At 63.9% G+C, this 19575-nt stretch carries 25 protein-coding genes, 1 tRNA gene and 1 pseudogene; 12 read left to right on the top strand and 15 right to left on the bottom strand.

The genetic code is table 11. The annotated features are described in order from the left end of the window. Positions 1 to 39 precede the first annotated feature (39 nt). Positions 40 to 1172: pseudogene (locus tag I6F38_RS21660) on the bottom strand (patatin-like phospholipase family protein). Positions 1173 to 1421: 249 nt separating this feature from the next. Here I6F38_RS21660 and tgt point away from each other — a divergent pair. After that, complete coding sequence (tgt, locus tag I6F38_RS21655; protein ID WP_225161735.1) at positions 1422 to 2555, top strand: tRNA guanosine(34) transglycosylase Tgt; 1134 nt, start codon at positions 1422 to 1424, stop codon at positions 2553 to 2555. 9 nt (positions 2556 to 2564) lie between these two features. On the opposite strand, the gene I6F38_RS21650 is transcribed toward tgt, so the two are convergent. Next, positions 2565 to 2780 (bottom strand): hypothetical protein, encoded by a 216-nt coding sequence (locus I6F38_RS21650; RefSeq protein WP_028332087.1) that lies wholly within the window; start codon positions 2778 to 2780, stop codon positions 2565 to 2567. Positions 2781 to 3003: 223 nt separating this feature from the next. Between I6F38_RS21650 and cysK the strand changes: the two genes are divergently transcribed. Continuing rightward, positions 3004 to 3978, top strand: a complete 975-nt coding sequence (gene cysK, locus I6F38_RS21645; protein WP_225161734.1) for a cysteine synthase A — start codon at positions 3004 to 3006, stop codon at positions 3976 to 3978. 18 nt (positions 3979 to 3996) lie between these two features. Then, positions 3997 to 4236, top strand: coding sequence for a BrnA antitoxin family protein (locus I6F38_RS21640; RefSeq protein ID WP_050400483.1), 240 nt, complete (start codon positions 3997 to 3999; stop codon positions 4234 to 4236). 86 nt (positions 4237 to 4322) lie between these two features. On the opposite strand, the gene I6F38_RS21635 is transcribed toward I6F38_RS21640, so the two are convergent. After that, a complete protein-coding gene (locus I6F38_RS21635; protein ID WP_225161733.1) occupies positions 4323 to 5198 on the bottom strand; it encodes a DMT family transporter in 876 nt (291 codons plus the stop codon). A 231-nt stretch (positions 5199 to 5429) separates the two neighbouring features. Between I6F38_RS21635 and I6F38_RS21630 the strand changes: the two genes are divergently transcribed. Beyond that, the gene (locus I6F38_RS21630) at positions 5430 to 5828 is read left to right on the top strand and encodes a RidA family protein (RefSeq protein ID WP_225161732.1); all 399 of its coding nucleotides are present in this window, start codon (positions 5430 to 5432) and stop codon (positions 5826 to 5828) included. Between the two features lie 93 nt (positions 5829 to 5921). On the opposite strand, the gene I6F38_RS21625 is transcribed toward I6F38_RS21630, so the two are convergent. From I6F38_RS21625 to I6F38_RS21595, 7 genes are all read right to left on the bottom strand, one after another. Further along, the gene (locus I6F38_RS21625) at positions 5922 to 6353 is read right to left on the bottom strand and encodes a hypothetical protein (protein ID WP_225161731.1); all 432 of its coding nucleotides are present in this window, start codon (positions 6351 to 6353) and stop codon (positions 5922 to 5924) included. 67 nt (positions 6354 to 6420) lie between these two features. Next, complete coding sequence (locus tag I6F38_RS21620; protein WP_076828571.1) at positions 6421 to 6780, bottom strand: hypothetical protein; 360 nt, start codon at positions 6778 to 6780, stop codon at positions 6421 to 6423. A gap of 192 nt (positions 6781 to 6972) precedes the next feature. Further along, on the bottom strand, positions 6973 to 7572 hold the full coding sequence (locus tag I6F38_RS21615; protein WP_225161730.1) for a formyltransferase family protein: 600 nt from the start codon (positions 7570 to 7572) through the stop codon (positions 6973 to 6975). Positions 7573 to 7693: 121 nt separating this feature from the next. Next, positions 7694 to 8983, bottom strand: coding sequence for a hemolysin family protein (locus I6F38_RS21610; protein WP_225161729.1), 1290 nt, complete (start codon positions 8981 to 8983; stop codon positions 7694 to 7696). Positions 8984 to 9146: 163 nt separating this feature from the next. Then, a complete protein-coding gene (locus I6F38_RS21605; RefSeq protein ID WP_225161728.1) occupies positions 9147 to 9404 on the bottom strand; it encodes a hypothetical protein in 258 nt (85 codons plus the stop codon). A 128-nt stretch (positions 9405 to 9532) separates the two neighbouring features. Next, positions 9533 to 9748: a hypothetical protein gene (locus I6F38_RS21600; protein ID WP_225161727.1), complete on the bottom strand. Its 216-nt coding sequence runs from the start codon at positions 9746 to 9748 to the stop codon at positions 9533 to 9535. A 213-nt stretch (positions 9749 to 9961) separates the two neighbouring features. Next, entirely contained in the window at positions 9962 to 10111 is a 150-nt protein-coding gene (locus I6F38_RS21595) for a hypothetical protein (RefSeq protein ID WP_225161726.1), read from the bottom strand. Between the two features lie 578 nt (positions 10112 to 10689). Between I6F38_RS21595 and I6F38_RS21590 the strand changes: the two genes are divergently transcribed. Further along, a complete protein-coding gene (locus tag I6F38_RS21590; RefSeq protein WP_018271573.1) occupies positions 10690 to 11541 on the top strand; it encodes a 3-hydroxybutyryl-CoA dehydrogenase in 852 nt (283 codons plus the stop codon). A gap of 156 nt (positions 11542 to 11697) precedes the next feature. Here I6F38_RS21590 and I6F38_RS21585 read toward each other — a convergent pair whose 3' ends face one another. Next, complete coding sequence (locus tag I6F38_RS21585; protein ID WP_225161725.1) at positions 11698 to 12489, bottom strand: hypothetical protein; 792 nt, start codon at positions 12487 to 12489, stop codon at positions 11698 to 11700. 339 nt (positions 12490 to 12828) lie between these two features. On the opposite strand from I6F38_RS21585, the gene I6F38_RS21580 reads away from it, so the two are divergent. From I6F38_RS21580 to I6F38_RS21570, 3 genes are all read left to right on the top strand, one after another. Further along, the gene (locus I6F38_RS21580; RefSeq protein WP_028340725.1) at positions 12829 to 13089 is read left to right on the top strand and encodes a DUF3551 domain-containing protein; all 261 of its coding nucleotides are present in this window, start codon (positions 12829 to 12831) and stop codon (positions 13087 to 13089) included. Positions 13090 to 13176: 87 nt separating this feature from the next. Further along, positions 13177 to 13341: a hypothetical protein gene (locus tag I6F38_RS21575; protein ID WP_016846117.1), complete on the top strand. Its 165-nt coding sequence runs from the start codon at positions 13177 to 13179 to the stop codon at positions 13339 to 13341. 35 nt (positions 13342 to 13376) lie between these two features. Then, on the top strand, positions 13377 to 13835 hold the full coding sequence (locus tag I6F38_RS21570; RefSeq protein WP_225161724.1) for a hypothetical protein: 459 nt from the start codon (positions 13377 to 13379) through the stop codon (positions 13833 to 13835). A 39-nt stretch (positions 13836 to 13874) separates the two neighbouring features. Here I6F38_RS21570 and I6F38_RS21565 read toward each other — a convergent pair whose 3' ends face one another. Further along, positions 13875 to 14093, bottom strand: coding sequence for a hypothetical protein (locus I6F38_RS21565; RefSeq protein ID WP_225161723.1), 219 nt, complete (start codon positions 14091 to 14093; stop codon positions 13875 to 13877). 267 nt (positions 14094 to 14360) lie between these two features. Here I6F38_RS21565 and I6F38_RS21560 point away from each other — a divergent pair, with 267 nt between their 5' ends. From I6F38_RS21560 to I6F38_RS21550, 3 genes are all read left to right on the top strand, one after another. Beyond that, positions 14361 to 14555 carry a hypothetical protein gene (locus tag I6F38_RS21560; protein ID WP_092083365.1) on the top strand — a complete coding sequence of 65 codons (195 nt, stop codon included), beginning with the start codon at positions 14361 to 14363 and terminating at the stop codon, positions 14553 to 14555. Positions 14556 to 14771: 216 nt separating this feature from the next. Next, positions 14772 to 15677, top strand: a complete 906-nt coding sequence (locus tag I6F38_RS21555) for a ribonuclease Z (protein WP_225161722.1) — start codon at positions 14772 to 14774, stop codon at positions 15675 to 15677. Positions 15678 to 15880: 203 nt separating this feature from the next. Further along, on the top strand, positions 15881 to 16117 hold the full coding sequence (locus tag I6F38_RS21550; protein ID WP_225161721.1) for a hypothetical protein: 237 nt from the start codon (positions 15881 to 15883) through the stop codon (positions 16115 to 16117). A 362-nt stretch (positions 16118 to 16479) separates the two neighbouring features. Here I6F38_RS21550 and I6F38_RS44030 read toward each other — a convergent pair whose 3' ends face one another. Beyond that, positions 16480 to 16611 (bottom strand): hypothetical protein, encoded by a 132-nt coding sequence (locus I6F38_RS44030; RefSeq protein WP_256438746.1) that lies wholly within the window; start codon positions 16609 to 16611, stop codon positions 16480 to 16482. 770 nt (positions 16612 to 17381) lie between these two features. Next, positions 17382 to 18755, bottom strand: a complete 1374-nt coding sequence (locus I6F38_RS21545) for a methyltransferase (RefSeq protein ID WP_225161720.1) — start codon at positions 18753 to 18755, stop codon at positions 17382 to 17384. 345 nt (positions 18756 to 19100) lie between these two features. On the opposite strand from I6F38_RS21545, the gene I6F38_RS21540 reads away from it, so the two are divergent. Next, positions 19101 to 19325, top strand: coding sequence for a hypothetical protein (locus tag I6F38_RS21540; RefSeq protein ID WP_225161719.1), 225 nt, complete (start codon positions 19101 to 19103; stop codon positions 19323 to 19325). Between the two features lie 43 nt (positions 19326 to 19368). On the opposite strand, the gene I6F38_RS21535 is transcribed toward I6F38_RS21540, so the two are convergent. Beyond that, positions 19369 to 19444 (bottom strand) — tRNA-Lys (locus I6F38_RS21535). Between the last annotated feature and the right edge of the window lie 131 nt (positions 19445 to 19575).

Raw genomic sequence — 19575 nt, 5'->3', positions numbered from 1 at the left:
TGCGGATTCGTCCATTCGGCGGTACCGGGAGCAGGCCGCTTACGGCGGCGTCACGGTCCAGGCCTGCCCGGTGGCGGCCTTGTCGTATCCGTACTGGTACAGCGCGCGCATATAGGCGGTGTCGAAGCCCTGCGTTTCCGGTGCCGGATAGTCGCGCTCGATGTAGGACAGATGGAAACCCAGCCGGTTGCGCCGGGCGAAGTCATAAGTCGAGAGGATGACCGAGCGCGTCTGCGCCTGCGTGATCGCGGAAATGCTGCGGGAGGCGACGTCGATCGTCGAGTTCGACACCAGCTCGAAGTTGCCCTCGAGCTTCTTGTTGACGAGGATGTAGATGTTCATGCGGCTGTTGGCGGGCCAGCCGCGCTCGCGGAACAGCAGCGCGTCCGGCAATGTCAGCACCGGCGCGGTCACGCCGCCGTCGACATGCATCTCCTGGAAGCGGCGGCCCTGGCCCTCGGCGTCGATCATGATCGGCGGAAACACCAGCGGGATGCTGGCGGAGGCGGCCATCACGTCGCGAAACAGCTGCAGCGCCTCGGGCGTTTCGACAGCGGCGATCCGTCCCATGTCCCAGATCACCGTGCGCTGGGTGTCGAGATCGGTGGTGACGATCAGGAGCTTTCGGCCCTTGGCGTTTTCGCGCGCCACCTCGCTCAGGATCTCCGGACCGACGTAACGCGCCACCAGTTCGCGCAGCCGCTTGTTGCCGAACAGCCCGGAGCCGAACAGCACCCGCATCAGGCTCGGATCCTGCAGCAGGCTTTCCGCGATGCCCGAGGTGTAGACCTCCTTCAGCGTGTCGTCGTAGCGCGGGCCAACGAAGGCAAAGGGCGCAATCAGGCCGCCGGTGCTGACGCCGGAGACGACCGAAAAGGCCGGGCGGTTGCCGGCCGCGGTCCAGCCGTTGAGGACGCCCACGCCATAGGCGCCGTCGGCACCGCCGCCGGAGAGGGCGAGGTAGCTCGTGATCGGGGCGACGCTGCGCTTCTCGAGCTTGAATTTTGACGCCGGCTCGTCGGCATAGCGGCGCAGCCCATCAGATCGAGCACCCGCGAATTGACGGCGTCGGCGGCCGTGTAGGGCATCCGCGGCAGCGAGCTGCAGGCCGAAAGCGCCAAGGCGAGGCCGCACAGCAGGACCGCTTGCCGGATCGCGCGGGCAGCCGTCATCCAAGGGCCGGCGCCGGCGGGCCGGGCGCTAGGGGGTAAGACCATCTCTGCCAGTCACGTTCGCGGATCGACGTCGCTGCGGGAAGCCGGTTGCCATATTGTCGTCATAAAACGACACTGTTTCGTTTTGTTTAACGAGGCTGATGATGCAAGGCAAGTGTCCAGCCGGTTGTCCGTGTTCACGAAGTCGCGCGAGGGCCGCTATCCGACGGGTTGATCGGGCACCGGCGACACGCAATAAGCAGCCGCATGAATCTTCCCAACCATTTCGAACTGCTGGCAACCGACGGCGCCGCCCGCACCGGGCGCCTGACCACGCCGCACGGCCTCGTGCGGACGCCCGCCTTCATGCCGGTCGGCACCGCGGGCGCGATGAAGGGCATGCATTGGCGCGAGGTGCGCGATGCCGGCGCCGATATCGTGCTCGGCAACACCTATCACCTGATGCTGCGCCCGGGCGCCGAGCGCATTGCCGGACTTGGCGGCCTGCAGCGCTTCACCGGCTGGCGCGGCCCGATGCTGACGGATTCCGGCGGCTTCCAGGTGATGTCGCTGTCGGAGCTGCGCAAGGTGACCGAGAAGGCCGTGACCTTCCGCTCGCATATCGACGGCACCAAGGTCGAGCTGTCGCCGGAGCGCTCGATCGAGGTGCAGCGGCTGCTCGGCTCCGATATCGCCATGCAGATGGACGAATGCGTCCGGTTGCCGGCGGAGCGCGCCGACATCGAGCGCGCGATGCAGCTGTCGCTGCGCTGGGCCGAACGCTCCAAGCGCGCGTTCGAGGCGGCGCCGGATGGCTACATGCTGTTCGGCATCGTGCAGGGCGGCGACGTCCCGGACCTGCGGCACGCCAGCGCGCGCGGGCTGACCGACATCGGCTTTCACGGTTATGCGATCGGAGGCCTCGCGGTCGGCGAGCCGCAGGCGGTGATGCTGGCGATGATCGAGGAGACCGCGCCGGCGCTCCCGGTCGATCGGCCGCGTTATCTGATGGGCGTCGGCACGCCGGAGGACATCCTCGAGGCGGTGGCGCGCGGCGTCGACATGTTCGACTGTGTGATGCCGACACGGAACGGACGCCACGGCATGGCGTTCACCCGCTTCGGGCAGATCAATTTGCGCAACGCCCGGCACGTCGACGATCCGCGCCCGCTCGATGAAGAGAGCCCGTGGCCGGCGGCGAGCGGCTATTCGCGCGCCTATCTGCATCACCTGGTTCGATCGGGCGAAACACTTGGAGCAATGCTGCTGTCCGAAATCAACGTCGCCTATTACCAGCAGCTGATGCAGGGCATCCGCGATGCGGTGGCGAGCGGCACGTTCGAGGACTTCAGAACGAAAACGCGCGCCGGTTGGGCGCGCGGTGACATCGCTCCAAGATGAGCTGTGTGATCAGTTGCACACGATCGGTTTCACCGCGTGCTTGGTAACGAACCCGTAACCGCAGTTATCGCAGGTCCAGAGATAGCTGATCAGATTGTCGAACAGGTACGCGGAGGCTTCCGCCGCCACCATGGAGTCCGCACACACCGGACAGGTCGGCAAATCGCAGCCGCGCGGATCGGGCCTGGACGCTGTGGTCGACAGAACTTCAGCGAGAGCTGGCATGTGACCTCCTTTGCGTTCTGAGCTGCACCTGACGAAAGTATATAAACCCATTTGTTTGACCTTGTCGCAACACAAATGCGTAGGTTTTAATTATTTGCGCAGGTTCTATTTTGCGATGCAACGAATTCGCGTTGCGGCGGTTTCTCACTTGCGTGCCATGGTGCGCTGCTTCTAATGAGACAAGACCGCATATTCCCAGCACATCTGCTACAGGAGCCGCTTGATGGACGCGCCGTCGACAACGAGTGCAGTGCAACCCGGACGCGGCCGCGTCTTTGACTCCATCGTCGATGCGATCGGCTCTACGCCGATCGTGCGGCTGCGAAGATTGCCGCAGGCGGCTGGCATCAACGCGACGATCCTCGCCAAGCTGGAATACTTCAATCCGGCAGCCAGCGTGAAAGACCGCATCGGCGCGGCGATGATCGTGGCGATGGAGAAGGCCGGCATCATCAACGCCGACACCGTGCTGATCGAGCCGACCTCGGGCAACACCGGGATTGCGCTTGCCTATGTCGCGGCCTCGCGCGGCTATCGGCTCAAGCTCGTCATGCCGGAATCGATGTCGATCGAACGGCGGCGGATGCTGGCCTTTCTCGGCGCGGAGATTGTGCTGACCCCGGCCGCGCAGGGCATGAAGGGCTCGATCGCGACCGCGGAAGAATTGGTGCGCACGACGCCTAACGCTGTCATGCCGCAGCAGTTCAAGAACCTCGCCAATCCCGAGATCCATCGCCGCACCACCGCCGAGGAGATCTGGAACGACACCGGCGGCAACATCGATTACTTCGTCGCCGGCGTTGGCACCGGCGGCACCATCACGGGCGTTGGCCAGGTGCTGAAGCCGCGCAAGCCGTCATTGCGTGTCGTCGCGGTGGAGCCGGAAGAGAGCCCGGTGCTGTCGGGCGGCCAGCACACGCCGCACAAGATCCAGGGCATCGGCGCGGGCTTCATCCCTGACATCCTCGACCGCTCCGTGATCGACGAGATCGTCAAGGTCAATAGCGCGACCGCGATCGAGACCGCGCGCGAGCTGGCGCGCAACGAAGGCATCCCCGGCGGTATCTCGTCGGGTGCCGCGATCGCTGCCGCCTTGCAGATCGGCAAGCGGCCGGAAGCGGCCGGCAAAACCATTCTGGCGATTGTGCCGTCATTCTCGGAGCGCTATCTCTCCACGGTACTGTTTGAAGGAATCTGAGACACAGGAATCCAGCATATGGCCGACCAGCCGAGGCGACCGCGAACCCTGAACGATGCGCGCAGCGAAGCCGAGGCGGCGTTCAAGCGCGCCACCACCAAGGTCGCGGACGCGGTGCCAAAGACCGTCGCTGTCCCCGGCGTCCGCGAGCAGGTCACGCTGCGGATCGATCAGGACGTGCTGGAGTATTTCCAGGAGGGCGGCCCCGGCTGGCAGGATCGCATCAACGCGGCGCTGCGCAAGGCCGCCGGAAAGTAACACGCTTTCGAAACCGGGAGGCCCGGGACGATCCCCGGGCTTTGGCTGGCGGGCGCGGCCACGCTGGCTGCGGCGCGACGCGAGCGTCACCTCGCGCGCGCCGGCTTCCTTACGGTCGGTTTCAGGTTCATGAGGTTGCCGGCCAGGATCATGGCCGCGCCGAGCACCGTGTAAACATCGAGCCTTTCGGCATAGATCAGCCAACCGGCGATCGCCGTCAGCGGCACGCGGACGAAATCCATCGGGATCACGACAGTCGCGTCGGCGTGGAGCAGGGCGCGTGCCATGCAATAGTGCGAGAACGTGCCGCAGAACGCGATCACGGCGAGCCAGCCCCAGGTCGAGAGCGGCGGCCAGGTCCAGACATAGAGCGCAGGCCCGATGCTCGCGAGCGATTGCACCACCAGCATCCAGAACATGATCGTCAGCGTCTGCTCGGTCCGCGTCAGCGACTTGACCACGGCGACCGAGATGCCGAAGCCGACCGCCGCGGCGAGCGCGATCAGCTGGCCCGGATTGATCGCGCCGGCCGCCGGCCGCACGATCACGAACACGCCGACCAGGCCAAGCACGATCGCGACGATCTTCCACCGCGTCATCCGCTCGCCGAGAAAGCTCGCCGCAAGGATCGCGGTCCAGATCGGCATCGTGAACTCGATCGCGACCACCTGGCCGATCGGGATCAATGTCAGCGCATAGAACCAGCCGAGCTGCGCGCAGAAATGGATCAGGTTGCGCGCGATATGGACGTGCACCCGTGCCGTCTTCACGATCGCAAACCCGCCATTCATGTGGATCAGCGGATAGAGCATCGCGAAGCCGAGCACGCCGCGAACGGCCATCAGCTGGAAGACGTTGACCTCGCGCGTCGCCTCGCGGCCGGCCACAGCCACGATCAGCATCAGCGCGAGCCAACCGGACATCCACAGTGCTGCGCGGGTCTTTGAGGGCGTGCGATCCATGACGGGGAACGGCGGAGGAGGGGTGCCCGGTATCGGCGAGCTGCCATGAATTTGCAACGCGCAATTCCGCCTGCGCGGTGATGCGTCACCCACGAGATCTCTGCTAAGCAGCATCGACGACGCTGTCATCCCGGGGCGCACGTGAAACGGGCGAACCTGGGATCTCGAGATTCCGGGTCTGGCTCTGCGAGCCATCCCGGAATGACGAACGCCAAAAAGGAGGATCTGCTCATGCGCGTCTTGCAACCGGCCGAATGGTCGAAACCCCGCGGCTTCTCGCACGGTGTCGCGTTCGACGCGCCCGGCAAGTGGATCGTGCTGGCGGGGCAGACCGGCGGCGACGAGAAGGGCGACTACGCCCCCGAGATGGCCGCCCAGGTCGGCACCGCGTTGAAGCGCATCATCAAGCTGTTGAACGAAGCCAGTGCCGGCCCCGAGCACATCGTCCGCCTGACCTGGTACCTGACCAGCCGCAGCGAATATGAGGCCGCGGGCGCCGGTATCGGCGCGGCGTGGAAGGAGACGCTCGGGCGCAATTTCCCGCCGTCGACGCTGCTTTATATCGGCGGGCTGGTCGATCAGCGCGCCAAGGTCGAGATCGAGGTCACCGCATTCGTGCCTGCGGCATAGCACCGCTGGGGCGTACGCGAGGAATTGCCGCGCAGCCAAACAAAAAGCCCTCGGGGATGACCGGAGGGCTTTCCACGTTGGAGCGCGGATCGATTACTTCGACAGCGTGATGCTGGCGCCGCGGAACTGGCTGTCGGCCCTGATTGTAACGGCCTGCTTGTTGCCGGTGGTGCGCATCGAGATATCGGCGTTGAAGCCGGGAGCGCTGGCAACGACCTGGAAGTTGCCGCCGCCGCCGCGACCCTGCAACGAGCCGCTGACATTGCGGCTGGACTCGCTCCAATTGCCGCTGACCACGCTGCCTTCGGCCTGCACATCGGCCGCCAGGTTGAACTTGTAGGCGTCGCTGGCGCAGGTGAGGCTCATGGTCATCCGGGGCCCGCCGACGTGATACGTCGCCCGGCAGCGGATGCGCTCGCTGGAGCCGTCGTCCAGCGTGACCGAGCCGGCGCCCGACCAGGTGCCCGCCATGCCGGCGAACGGGCCGGACTGGGCATGTCCCGTGGTGCTTGCGAGTGCGGTCACGAAAAACGCGGCGGCTGCAAATGCTGGCCGCCGCGCGATGGCAAAGAAACTTGATAGGCTGGTGATCTTACTGACGGGATGCTTCCCATCGGCCGCTGCAGGGTACGCCAGCTGATGCCCCATTCCACTTCCCCGATCCGGAGTTGCCACTGAGTTGTCCGTTCGCATATGCACCATTGATCGAGACTCGCACAAGTCCCCCGCTGCCGACGGTGCCGGAGATCGCCGCGCCCTGTGCCGAGATCTTTCCTTCAGCGACGGTCACGGTCGAGCTCTGCGACGGTTCGCAGCTGCCGGTCTTGGTGACGACGGTGACGTTCCAAAGCCCGTCATAAGGCTGCTGAGCGGACACGGGAGCAGCGGTGAGGGCGGCAGCCGAAGCGACCGAAGTGACCAAAATCAGGTCGCGAATGCGGATCGAACGCATGAATCAAATCCCTGTAATTTCGTGTGATGACGCGGCTTATCCTGTCACAATGTGTTCAAAATTTGCTGCGTCGCGGGAGCCCCAAATGTTCCTGTGAACCCAAACACATCATGGTGAATTCGGTTCCGGATCAGGAACGGAAAATCCGAGCATGGCTTTTTCGAACGAGGTATTCATATACTCTAGTTCGGGTTAGTGTTTGCTAGGGCTCAGATTCGGCGCCTTGGTCGCAAACTGCTCATCCTGGACCTTGGCCGGCAGCGAGCCGTTGACCTTACCATAGTCGATGACCTGGGCGAGCAGACGCAAACCGAGCGGCGCCAGCGCGCGCTCCCACAGCTCGCGGGCGGTCTCGCCTTTCTTGACGAACACCCAGTCCTGCGCGGCGATGGCGCCGGCGTCCATGCGGTCGGCGAGGTGATAGATGCTGCCGCCGGCGATCGGATCGCCTTCCTTGATGGTCCATTCCACCGCCGCGATGCCGCGGTGGCGCGGCAGCAGCGACGGGTGGTATCCGATGCCGCCGAGCCTGGACGCGGCAAGCGCCTCCCTGCTGACCCGGGCGTGGCTGTGTGCGGTCACGATCAGGTCGGTGTCCGGCGCGATCTCGGCGGCCGTCACCAGCTTGGGATCGGCCTGGACAACGACTTCGATGCCGGCCGCCCTGGCTGCTGCCGCCAGCCGGTCCTCGCCGTCATGGACGACCACCCTGACCAGCGTGACGTGGTGCTCGCGCAGCATGTTCAGGGTCGTCACGCCGAAATGGCGGGAACCGACAAGGGTAATGCGCATGGGGATCTATTCCGTGGGGTTTACTCGGGGATTGCTCAGGCCGCCGCTATGCCGATAGCACACCGCGGCGGCCTGTTTCGCTGTCTTGCCGCTTATCAACAGGACGGCCGGGTGGCAAATATCAGGCCGCCGGCTGCTTGCTGGCCAGAACCTTGTCGATGCGCCGGCCGTCGAGGTCGACGATCTCGAATTCCCAGCCCTGCGCGGCGGTTTTCGCGCCGACATCGGGGATCGCGCCGAATTCATGCAGCAGGAAGCCGGCCGCGGTCTGATAGGGTCGCGGCGATGGCAGCGTGATGCCGAGCAGCTCGCTGAATTCCAGCGCCGGCATCCAGCCCGAGATCAGATAGGAGCCGTCGGCGCGCCGGACGTAGGCAGGCTCGGCCGGGCCTTCCTCGGTGTGGAAGGCGCCGACGATGGCCTCGAGGATGTCGGCGCTGGTGACGACGCCCTGGAAGGTGCCGTACTCGTCGTGGACGAGGCCGATATGCACTCTGGAGTCGCGCAGGATCGCGACCACGTCGCGGGCGTCGACGGTCTCCGGAATGATCGGTGCATCGCGCGTGAGCGCGCGGATGTCAGGCGTCTGGCCCGCGAGGTAGACGTCGAGCACGTCCTTGGCCTGCACGATGCCGAGGGCATGATCGCGGTTGCCGTCGAACACCACGCAGCGCGAGTGACTGCTCTTTTGCAGCGCCGCCAGGATCTCGGCCGCGGGGGCAGCGAGGTCGATCAGGCTGACCTCGTGGCGCGGCGTCATCACTGCGCCGACCGGCAGATCGCCGAGCCGCATCACGCCGGCGATCATCTCCTTTTCGCCGGGCTCGAGCACACCGGCGTTCTCGGCCTCCACCACCAGCGTCTTGATCTCGTCCTCGCTGACGCGGTCCTGTGCATCCTCGCGATGGCCGAGCACCCACAGCAGCACCTTGCCGGAACGGTCGAGCAGCCACACCAGCGGCAGCGACAGCCGCGCCATCATGGTCATGGCCGGAGCGACCTTGACCGCGATCGACTCGGGATCGCGCAATGCGATCTGCTTCGGCACCAGCTCGCCGACGATTAGCGAGGCATAGGTGATCACGCCGACGACGAGGCCGACGCCGACCGCGTCCGCGATACTTGCGGACACGCCGAGCTCAAGCAGCCATTGCGTCAGACGCTGGCCGAGCGTTGCGCCCGAGAAGGCGCCCGACAGCACGCCGATCAGCGTGATGCCGATCTGCACCGTGGAGAGGAACTTGCCGGGATCGGAGGCCAGTGCAAGGGCGCGGCGCGAACCGCTGACGCCGCGTTCGACCAGCGCCGCAAGACGCCCCGGACGCGAGGAGACGATCGCGAGCTCCGACATCGACAACAGACCGTTGACGACGATCAAGACCGCCACGATCGCAAGTTCCAGATATAGCACGGGAGTCCCTAAACATTGGCGGCGTTGGCCGCTACACGACGCCCAATATAGGCATACCGGAGCGGTTTTGCTGTGCCTTGTCGGACGTCCCTGCACAAGCAGAGGGTGCGTATGGCCAGCATGCAGCAGGAGATCGCGGTATTTTGGCGCGCTGGCATCATGCCTAGGCGAGGATCCGCAGCGGCGGCTTGGCGAACCTCCTGCCCGATGAGGCGGGCTGCACCAGCATTCGTTTGGAGGCGGCTTGCAGTTGCACGCGCAAATCGGCGTTGCATTGCTTCATCTGGTTGCGCAATTCGCGGCGGGAGAAGGCGGTGAGCGAGGGGTCCGCGAGTTGCTGCCAAGCCTTGCGCAGCCATTCCTGCAGTTCGCGAATGTTCTGATCCAGAACCTTCTGATCAAACACGTCGGGCTGGGTCATGCCGCCAAATCCCACGAAGCGATCAGTTGCAAAGTAACGCTGATTCGCGTCGCTTCACCTAGCGCAATGTTGCGCAGGCGCGTTTGCGGCAGGGGAGATCGAAGGCTGCAGGCGTGTTCGTGTCCGCGTCAGCGACCGTCGCCGGGCCCGGTGCGCAGCAAATCCAGCGCGACCGGCAGCGCGAGGAACAGCGCTGCGAGCATCGAGAGATGACGCGTCCGCGCGGCGGTCAGTCCGAGATCGTATTGGGCGAGATAGGCCAGCATGATCGCGATGTAGGCGGCGACGCAGATTGCGACGGCGATGCTTGCGAAATCGGTCTTGCGGTCGGTCTTATCGTCCACGGCGGCACCACGTCGTTGCGGGAGCGGTGTAGCGTGGCTCGGCTTCACCAACTATGAGCTGGATCACGAGCGGAGGAGCCGCTCCGGCCAAATGGCTTCGTGCGTCACGACGGGCCAACTGGCGCAGGCAAACGTCGCGATCAGCATTCCGCAGCAACGTGGCCGCGGCGACTCCAGCTCGGCCTTGGCGACCAGCTGCCGCCAGCAAGCGGCCTAGCGGGAAGGGCTGCGTTTCGGCTGGCTATCGCGCGGAAGCTCGACCGGGATGTGGGGCGCGGTGCTCACCACGCGGGGGCTTCCGTCGGAATGGGTCTGGCCGTTGAGCAATGTCTCGAGCACCAAAAAGAATTTTTCAGCAAGCATGGGCGTAGCCCTCGTCGTCTAATGTCCTTGTGTCGCGGCGCGCCGCGGAAAATTCGATCAACAAAATGCGAGTCGCACCGGCATGACGATGCTGCGGCGCAAGGTCTCCCGCACGCAATCCGGGAGATTACGGCGCCCATGCCGTCAACCGAGGCTTGCGCGAAATAGTTGCCAGCTTCCTAACGATTGCCGGTGCAGCACGTGATGGCGCTCACCGTTCCTTCAAGGATGCACGTTAATGATAGGGGTATGGATCGTGACCAGGACATCGACGAGGGATTTGGATCGGCGCTGCGCCGCAGCTACGGGCGGCTGGCCTGGTGGATCGTCCGACTTAACCGCGTGCTCGAACCGTCGCGCACGGCCGAACCACCGCGCACCCTATCGCCGCCGCGGCCAGCCGTTCCGCCACGGCGGCCTGTCCCGCCGCGCCCCGAATAGACCTCACCGGAATACCGGCTTCCGCTGTATCGGCCGTGCGGCCGGACTGCTATTCATGCGCCATCCGCGGACCCCTCCGGTCCGCCGTTTTTGACGATGCGGCCGCGCGGCCGCGCAAGCGACGAGGGACGAACGCAATGATTGAGACGGTTGGCATTATCGGCGCCGGGACCATGGGCAACGGCATCGCGCAGATCTGCGCGGCGGCAGGCCTCGGCGTGACCATGGTGGATATCTCCGACGCGGCGGTCCAGCGCGGCCTGAAGACGGTCGGGAGCAGTCTCGATCGGCTGGTCGCCAAGGAGAAGATGACCGCGGCCGATCGCGACGCGACGCTCGGGCGCATCAATGCGACCACCGACAAGGCCAAGCTCGCCGCCTGCGATCTCGTGATCGAAGCCGCGACCGAGAACGAGGAGCTGAAGATCAAGATCCTGAAGGATCTCTGTGCGGGGCTGAAGCCGAGCGCGCTGGTCGCAACCAACACCTCGTCGATCTCGATCACCCGCCTTGCGGCCTCGACCGATCGGCCCGACCGCTTCATCGGGATGCATTTCTTCAATCCGGTGCCGGTGATGGCGCTGCTCGAATTGATCCGGGGCCTGCAGACCTCGGACGACACCGTCGCCAAGGCCGAAGCCTTCGCCAAGCGGGTCGGCAAGGTGGCGATCACGGCGAAGAACAGCCCCGGCTTTGCGGTGAACCGCATCCTGTGCCCGATGATCAACGAGGCGATCTTCGCGCTGCAGGAAGGCATTGCCACCGCCGAGGAGATCGATGCCGGCATGAAGCTCGGCTGCAACCATCCGATCGGCCCGCTCGCGCTCGCCGATCTGATCGGGCTCGACACGATGCTGTCGGTGATGGAGGTGTTCTACACCGGCTTCAACGACCCCAAATACCGGCCGGCGCCGCTGCTGAAGGAGATGGTCGATGCCGGTCATCTCGGCCGCAAGACCGGGCAGGGGTTCTACAGCTACAGCAAGTGAGGCCGGCGCGCGCCTGACCCCGTAATCATCCGGGATGGATCGCGCGGACAAGGTCGCGTAACGACAAGACCTGATCCGCCACGAGGCGGGGGACATCAGAAACGAGGCCCGGTCTCCTAGGCACACCGGGCCTCGTTTTTTTGTGGGATACCGGGCTCAGTTGGCCGATGCGACCGGCGTGACGCCGGTTTCCTCGGGATCGGCGCCGAACAGGCCGACGAGGAACTTGTAGTAGTCCGGCATCTTCTCCTTCAGCGTGGCGCGCGTATAGGGTTCGTGCTCGGAATCCTTGCCGGCCAGGAAGATGCTCGCCGTCACCGCGAAGAACTCCTGGTGGTTCTTCAGCGCATAGGCCTCCTTGGCGAACAGCTCCTTCGACTTCGCCTGGCTGAGGAAGCCCTTGATGCCCTTGTTCTCAAAGCCGTTCGGCATCAGCCGGGCGTGATAGGCATGAAGGAATTCGTGCAGCAGCACCGGCTCCTTCGCGTAACGCATCATGTTCGGACGCATCCTGATGATGCCGATGCCGGAATCGAGCGCAAGCGCGAGCGGATCCGAATTGGTCCATTGCTGCTTGTCGTGATCCCAGATGGTGACGTCGCGCGTCGTGCCGCGGTCCCATTCCGGCGGCGTCAAGCCATAGCAGGCCGCTGCCGCGCCTTCGTCGAGACACGCCATCTCGCTCGCAACGATCGGCACGCGATGGAAGAACTGCAACACCTTCGGGCTGAAGCCTGCGGTTTCCACGACGTCGAGCTGGCGGCGGACCATGTCGGCGATGCTGGTAACGTCCTTGCGGTCGGCGTTCTCGGAGAGATCAAAGACGTAGCCGCGATATTTCTCGACGCTGCTTGGTGCCGCCTCGGACGCCCCCGACGTTCGTGGTCCGGCAACGGCCGCTCCGGCCGCAAGTGACAGGATCATTGAAGCAATGAGCGCGCTGCGCATGATTATCCCCCGTGCGACGAGCCTCTCCGGGTGTCGTCGTCCATTGAGCCGCGCGGGAGACTAGGGCAGCCGCCTTGCAGCGCGCTTAAATCGGACATTTCAACCGCGGATCTCCGATTAGGCGCCGGTTAACTACGTGCGTTGGGGGGCCTAGGGGGCGGCGGGCCGGCGGGTTTGGAGGCCGCGCGAGCCGATGAGCGGTCGGCCGGTCCTCACCGTGCCGCGACCGGGCTTTGTACCATCGTCACAGCTTCTTGAGGCGGTGGCCGGAAACCTCGCAGATCCTGCCGGCGTACCTAGATCAGCGGCTGGGAGCCGATGGAGCAAGGAAACACGATCATGCGCAGGACGAATTGGGCAATTCTGGCGTTCGCGGCGCTCGGAACGAGCTGGATTGTCGGTTCCGCGTCGCCTGCGGCGGCCGATCCCTACGAGTATCCCTGGTGCATTCAGGGCCGGCAGGAGGGATATCCCGGCTATTGCGGCTACCAGACCTATCAGCAGTGCCAGGCATCCGCGTCGGGCCGCGACGCCTATTGCGGCATCAATCCGCGCGTTGCCTTCAGCCAGCAGCGGATGGCGCCGCGGGCGTTCCGCTGAGCGGCGCGAGGAGGTCGGGCATGCGACCGTCGGGCACGATGGTTGCATAGCTGACGGTCGGATCATCATTTCTGCCTTGGAGCGAATATGGGCGAGATCATCAGGTTCATCTCGAAGTCCGAACGCGAGCGTGCGCGTCTGATCCGCGAGGCGCGTGCGAACTATGAGCGCATCTTTCCATCGGCCGATCCGGCTGATGCGCAGGGCGCCGCAGACGAGGGCAGCGGCAGCGAGGCGTCGTCGAAGCCGTAGCGCCGGTATTGCGCGCAAGGGGAGGCGGAGCGGCGATGTGGCAGCGTTTGTGGCAGACTTGGACGATCGACAAGCCAGCCGCGCTTGGCGATTGGCTGTGGCAGATCCTGGTCGTTGAGCTCGCCGCCTTGCTCGATCGGCTGACGTTGCGGAAGCTGATCGCGCTGATCCCGGTTGCGATCGTGATCGGCGCCTATTGGCACCGGATTCCGCTTCCTCCCGAGCTGATGCTGGTCGGCGATGTGCTGGCCTATATCGACATCTTCTCGATGATCTTCCTGATCGGCTTCTTTACCCGCGTTGCGACGGTTGTGGTGGTCGTCAGACAGGCCATCGGTCTCGTCCGCGGCGTGATGCGGCATGTGCCGATGGCGCTGCACAGGTTTGGCGTTCGTCACCGTCGCGCCAAGGACAGCACGGGCCGCAGGCGGCTCACGCATGCGAAGACAGATGACGATGGCGCCACCGGCATGGCAGGCCTGGCTTGGGCCTAGTCCGACGCGATGTGGCGGCGACGAACGCGATCGCGGCGCCTATCGCGGCTGCCCGGCCTGCTGATCGCCGTCATCCGCCTTCGGCCGGGCCGGGCCGTGCGCGGACGCGCTGTCCTGGCTCCGCCGGTGCGAACTGGAGAGGTCGGTCGCGCCGTTCTGGGATCGATGAAACGCGATACCCATCTGGAAACTCCAGACGCCGAACAGCAGCGCGCCTGCCACACAGGCCGCCACGAAAGCCCAATCGCGTTTCCTCATCGGTCCAACAAAGCCAATTCGATACCGCACCAACCGCGTGTGTTCCAAGGCTCGCCAAGCGAGCCCGCCACATTGTGAGACGATTGCACGCGCTTGTCGATCCGCGCGGCTCACCCTCGCATCGGTCACGGAGCGGTGATCATCAAATCATGCGTCCAGAAACACTCCGACCAGATTGCGCGGCCCCCGCAACAAACTTGCCAAACTTTCACTAGGGCGCTGGCGCACTGAGTTCGAAAATGCAGGACCCGATCGGACGATTCGCGAATGACCGAACTTGAGGAGCTCAGATATTTCGAGCATCAGTGCCTGGAGATGGCGGAGCAATCCACGCTGCCGGATGCCCGCCGCGCGCTCCAGATCCTGGCGCGCAACTACGCCGCCGCGGCTGAAATCGTCGAACGGCGCGCGCAATCCGCCAACACCGCGCTCGCGCAGCTGTTTCGATGCTTGAGGCCGTGACCGGTTGAGGGCGTGACGAGGGCGCCGCGTGCGCCGGTCACGACGATCGATCCCGATGGCGCGGATGCGGTCTGCCCCTAAGGCCGCCGGCTTCAGGACGCCTCGGTCCCACCGTCATCGGCTTCGAAGTGCTTGAACACACCGGGCGACGCTGCCATCAGATTGCGCGATCTCGGCGGCATGGCGCCGTCGGCAGTCGGAAGGCGAGGTGCTGCGATGTTCTCGCTGACTTTTCTGGGAACGTCGGCAAGCGTGCCGTCTCCCGAGCGCAATCACCCCGGCATCCTCGTCGAGGCTGCCGGCAGTCGTATTCTGGTCGATTGCGGCGAGGGAACGCAGCGTCAGCTGCTGCGGAGCGGCGCCGGCTTTCGCCGGCTCGATCGCCTGTTGCTGACCCACGGGCATTTCGATCATGTGCTCGGCATCCCCGGGCTGTTTTCGACCCTCCGGTTGCGGCAAAGTTCGGATGCGATGACGATTCATGCCGGACCCGGTACGCTCGATGTCGTCGTCCGCATGCTGGCGGGCCTATGGGGCGAGGGCAGAGCGCCGATCCCGCTTGATCTGGTGCCGTTGAGCGAGGGGCGAGTCCTCGACGCCGGCGAATTCACCGTCGATTGCTTTCCCGTCCGCCACCGGGATACGGACAGCTTCGCCTTCACCTTTCAGAGCGCGGTGCGCCGGCATCTCCTCCCGGACCGGCTTCTGGCGCTGCGCGTGCCTGATGGGCCGGTTCGCCGGGAGCTGGCGGAGGGCCGGCAGGTGAAGCTGGACGACGGTCGCACCATCGATCCGGAGCAGGTGCTTGGCCCGGCCCAGGGGCGAAAGAAGCTCGTCATTGTCGGTGATGCTGAAGCAACCGAGGGGCTCGCCGAACACGTCGGGGACGCCGACGTGCTGGTGATCGAAGCGACGTTTCTCGAGCGCGACGCGGCCATCGCGCGCGACTACGGGCATTTGACGGCCAGCGAAGCCGCCGCGCTCGCGGCGCGGAGCGGGGTCAAGCAGCTCATCCTCACCCACATCTCCGGCCGCTATCCGGACGAGGACATTCTGGCGGAGGCGACGAGGATTTTCCCGAACAGCCGGATAGCCGTCGACTTCGATCGCATCGCGATCTGAGTGCGGCAGCCTCCACGATCCCGGTGGAGTAACGCTGTCGAGGGCGCCTGTGAAGGCGTGTGCCGCTACCGTGCCAACAACGTTTCATTAACCCGACTCACGCAACGTCGTTCTAGGCCGTCTGGATGGGCCGCTAGCAGAAGGCCGCCACGAGTGACTACGTGGCGGCCTTTTGCGTCTCACAGTGCCAAGGGAGACGACCGATGGACTACGGCGCCTTCACCGACGCCAGCCTGAAGATGATGTACGAAGCCGTCCGCGGTGCGCTCAGAGCCGACGACGAATTCGAGGCAGCCGGCGAAGATCCAAAATTCCGCGTCCGCGCGACGCCCGAGTGGAAACGGCATGCCGGCAGCCTCGAGGCCGAGATGCTGAAGCGAGGGATGCAGCTCGATATCATCGACTGGACAGGCGGTCAGGGCGAACTGCCGTTATCTTGACGGCCGAACTCCAGCAGCGTTCCGAATGTTCGCTCCGAATTGTGCGCTGAACGGCGCGCTTGCGCCGTCATGCGTCGCGCTCCCCTCGGCGCGGGGGTAAACTTTGTGAGGCGGGCGGTTTTCGTTGTGCCTTGAGCTGTTCCCCGATCGTTCCCTTCCAACGGCGACGCTGGCCCGGTCAGAACGTCCAGTAGCCAAAGCTGAATTCCGCAAGGGCCTAATTTGCTCCATCGATGCGCCGCCATTTCGCCGCGCCTCGTTCGCTTTGCCCAACTCTGTTCATATACCTTACGAGGTAACACAGATGTCATCTGTTCGCGGTTTGTGTCGCCACCTATCGGGGTATTCGATCTAACTTTGCCTTACGGCTCGGGCTTCAGGGCGTCCGTCAAGGCCTGCTTTATGTGTTCGGCCTGTTCCTTCGTCAGCTTCTCGGCGAAGTGGCCGTCTTTCTTCAACTGCGCTGGCCCCTTGAGCTCCCGATCATAGACCATCCAGTCGGTGCTTCCTCTCCGAACGACAAACCTTGACTGTAGGGGCGCTGCGTATCTCAACGATACCTCCCAATGAATCCAGCTGCTCGTCTCCAAAAGACACATCCGGCGACAGCTTGTTCCTGAACCGGGACACTGAAATTTCCTGCGCCACCTAAAGAGCAAGGCTCATGCCGGAATACACGCGCCGCCGACCGGTCCGGAGAACCGCAGGCAGGCTCGACGCCCGCGACGCCGAACGTGATGACTGCGACAGGGAGAGCAACGGGCCGTTGGCGTCCGGATGCGTCTGGTCCGAGCATTGGGATTGCAGTTCTGACCGTCGCGAAAAATTACGCCGCCGGGCCCGAAATGAGTTGTCCCGGCGGCGCCCTGTTCCAGCCTCTGGGCCCTGAAATCCCCAGCGCGCCGAAAACCTACTAAAGATCACGCCGAACAACTGTGGCTTAGTTCACACAAAATTAAGAAGAGCCGGCGTCAGGGCCCGGGCCGGCTTCCAAACACCACGAGAGCGATGTCACTGCCACACGGAAATTTCGCGAATGTTTTGAAGGCTGGCTACTTGGCTCAAATGGTTTCAGCGGCCCGAGACATAGGTGACATCTCGTACCGGACACATGGGTTACACTTTCCGCTGTTGTTCTGCGGGAGGTGTGGATGCCGTGGAAAGCGAGTTCGGTGATGGAAGAGCGCCTTCGCTTTGTCGTCCGTCTGCTGGACGGAGAGGCCATGACGTCTGCCGGGAGTGATGATGCTGTGTTCCGCGTGTCCTACGAGTTGTTCGGCGATGGTCCAGCAGGTGACCCGTAGGCATCGTGATCAGCGATTACGCTGCAACTTCCGTCCTCTCGGAAGAACAGGCCACTGCCGGCGACTTCCTTCCACCAACCCCGGCCAGTCCGAGATCGACGCATACTCACCACGCCAAAGCGCCAGGCGCTCATATCACCTTGGAATGGCTGCTCGGAGAACAAATCTTGATATCCCGGCACAGGCCAGGTGTGATCCAGCACGTCCCACTCCGTGAGATTGCCTTCAAGCCAAGCATCGAAATGATCCCTGATTTTCGTTCCTGGAGGATTCGGAAACAGAGCATTGATGTAGGCTGTTCCGTCCGCATCCAACCTCGTGGGAAGAGCCTCGACGACCCTCCGCAGAAGCTCAGTGCCTTCTATTCCACCGCTCCAAAAATTATCGCTCGCCTTGGCGGCCGTGTCCGGTGCGTAAGGAGGATTACATACCAGCAGATCACATGTCCCGTCGATCGAATCGAAGAGATCGCTGGCAACGAAATCGATGTTGCTCTTTTCGTTTAGCGCTGCATTGAAGTTGGAGAATGCGATGGCGCGTGGACTGACGTCTGCGCCCACTACTGTCGCAGAATGGTCGCTTGCCAGAATAGCGTGCACTCCGGAGCCTGTTCCGAGATCAATGGCGCGCCTGCGGGGGATCCTCTTCACAAAGCCGCCGAGCATGAAGCTCTCTCCCCACAACCACATGACTTGGTTGATTGCGGTATTCTTCTCTGCTTGATCGGTGACCAGATATTTCCCATAGCATGGGAACAAACAGAAGTTCGACTGCAACAAGTCGCCGTTTTTTTCAGCCAATCTCATTTCGAGCGCAGCATCGACAAAGAACGACGAAATCTGCTTCGCGATAACGTCTGCGCTCACCGGCTGGCCATCGATGAAGAGCGTAATGAGATTGTCGATCGGATCGCTCTTCCGAGGGGCCCAATGCATTCGCATCATTGGCCAGAAATTGACGCCGAGGCGAGGAAGGACCTCAAGACGTTCGGCACAGCTTACAAGGTCGTAACCGCAACTTCGGAGCTCCTTAACGAAACGGCTCATGCGTTCACGCCGTGCCGGGATTATCGGCAACGGAACTTCCCTGGAAATTGTCGGCAGGAGCGCTCTTGTCCCGTCCTCGCGCTCGATCGGCAGGGAGTCGGCCGGACCGCTCTTCAGCGCCTCCGCCTGCCGAAGCCAGGCGAGCAGTTCTTGCTTTCGGTCGGCCAGTGTCGCGCGCAACTCTGCGTCAAGCGCGCCAGCGGGGGCGCTGCACTTCAGGCGGTCCCCTTCGACCCATACTCTGACGTTCCGGTCGCGGAGAACCGATAGAAGCGTGGCCGTTTCCATTTGAGATCGTCCTCGGGTGCTTCGCCTTGGAATGGGCGCCCGACCTTGGAGGAGCCGGGCAGATGCTATCCCAAGCTTCTTTCCGCACCTGGTCAATCATCCGCATGGCGAGAACACCCGACGCCGTCCGCTTGAAATGCATGCGGGCGGCGCCGGCCTAGCCCGAGGAAGGAAGTGCAAATTCCCGATGGATATTGCGACGTGCGAAACGCCAAGGGCTCGTGGCCTTAGCTCCACTAGATGAGGTACTCCGGATGTATGGGACAGCCCAGGCGAACAGGTCTTTCCCAGGCTGGAGCATCCGCGCGAACGTCCCGCTCGCGTGGGCCGCCTGGATCGCCTCGAATGCTCTCGCGTGCTCCATCAAGCGTCGGGCGGCTTTGCCTGCACCGCAAGCGGATCAACATCTCCACCGTGCTGGCCGGCCAACAACTCGGCATCAAGGAAGTCGATGACGGCATTTGGCTCGTCAGCTTCATGCACGATGATTTGGGATACTTCGACCTGGAGCAGAAAACCCTGCAACCCCGCGACAACCCGTTCGGCACGAGGTTGTCACCCATGTCTTAGGTACGACCTGTTACCCATGTCACCGGGCTGGACAGAATTTGTTTGGTGAGCGCGGAGGGACTCGAACCCTCGACCCCATGATTAAAAGTCACGTGCTCTACCGCCTGAGCTACGCGCTCACTCACCTGAACATTAGATCCGGACGCCAGCGGTGAACCGCTCCGGATCGTGCTCCAGCCCGCGCTGTGTAGGGGGCAGGGCCCATCGGGTCAATAGCCGAGGGGCGCTCAATTGTGCACCGACGCGCCGG

Source organism: Bradyrhizobium sp. BRP56, assembly GCF_020194035.1.
Taxonomy (GTDB): Bacteria; Pseudomonadota; Alphaproteobacteria; order Rhizobiales; family Xanthobacteraceae; genus Bradyrhizobium; species Bradyrhizobium australafricanum.
This window is presented reverse-complemented; position numbering and strand designations above follow the sequence as displayed.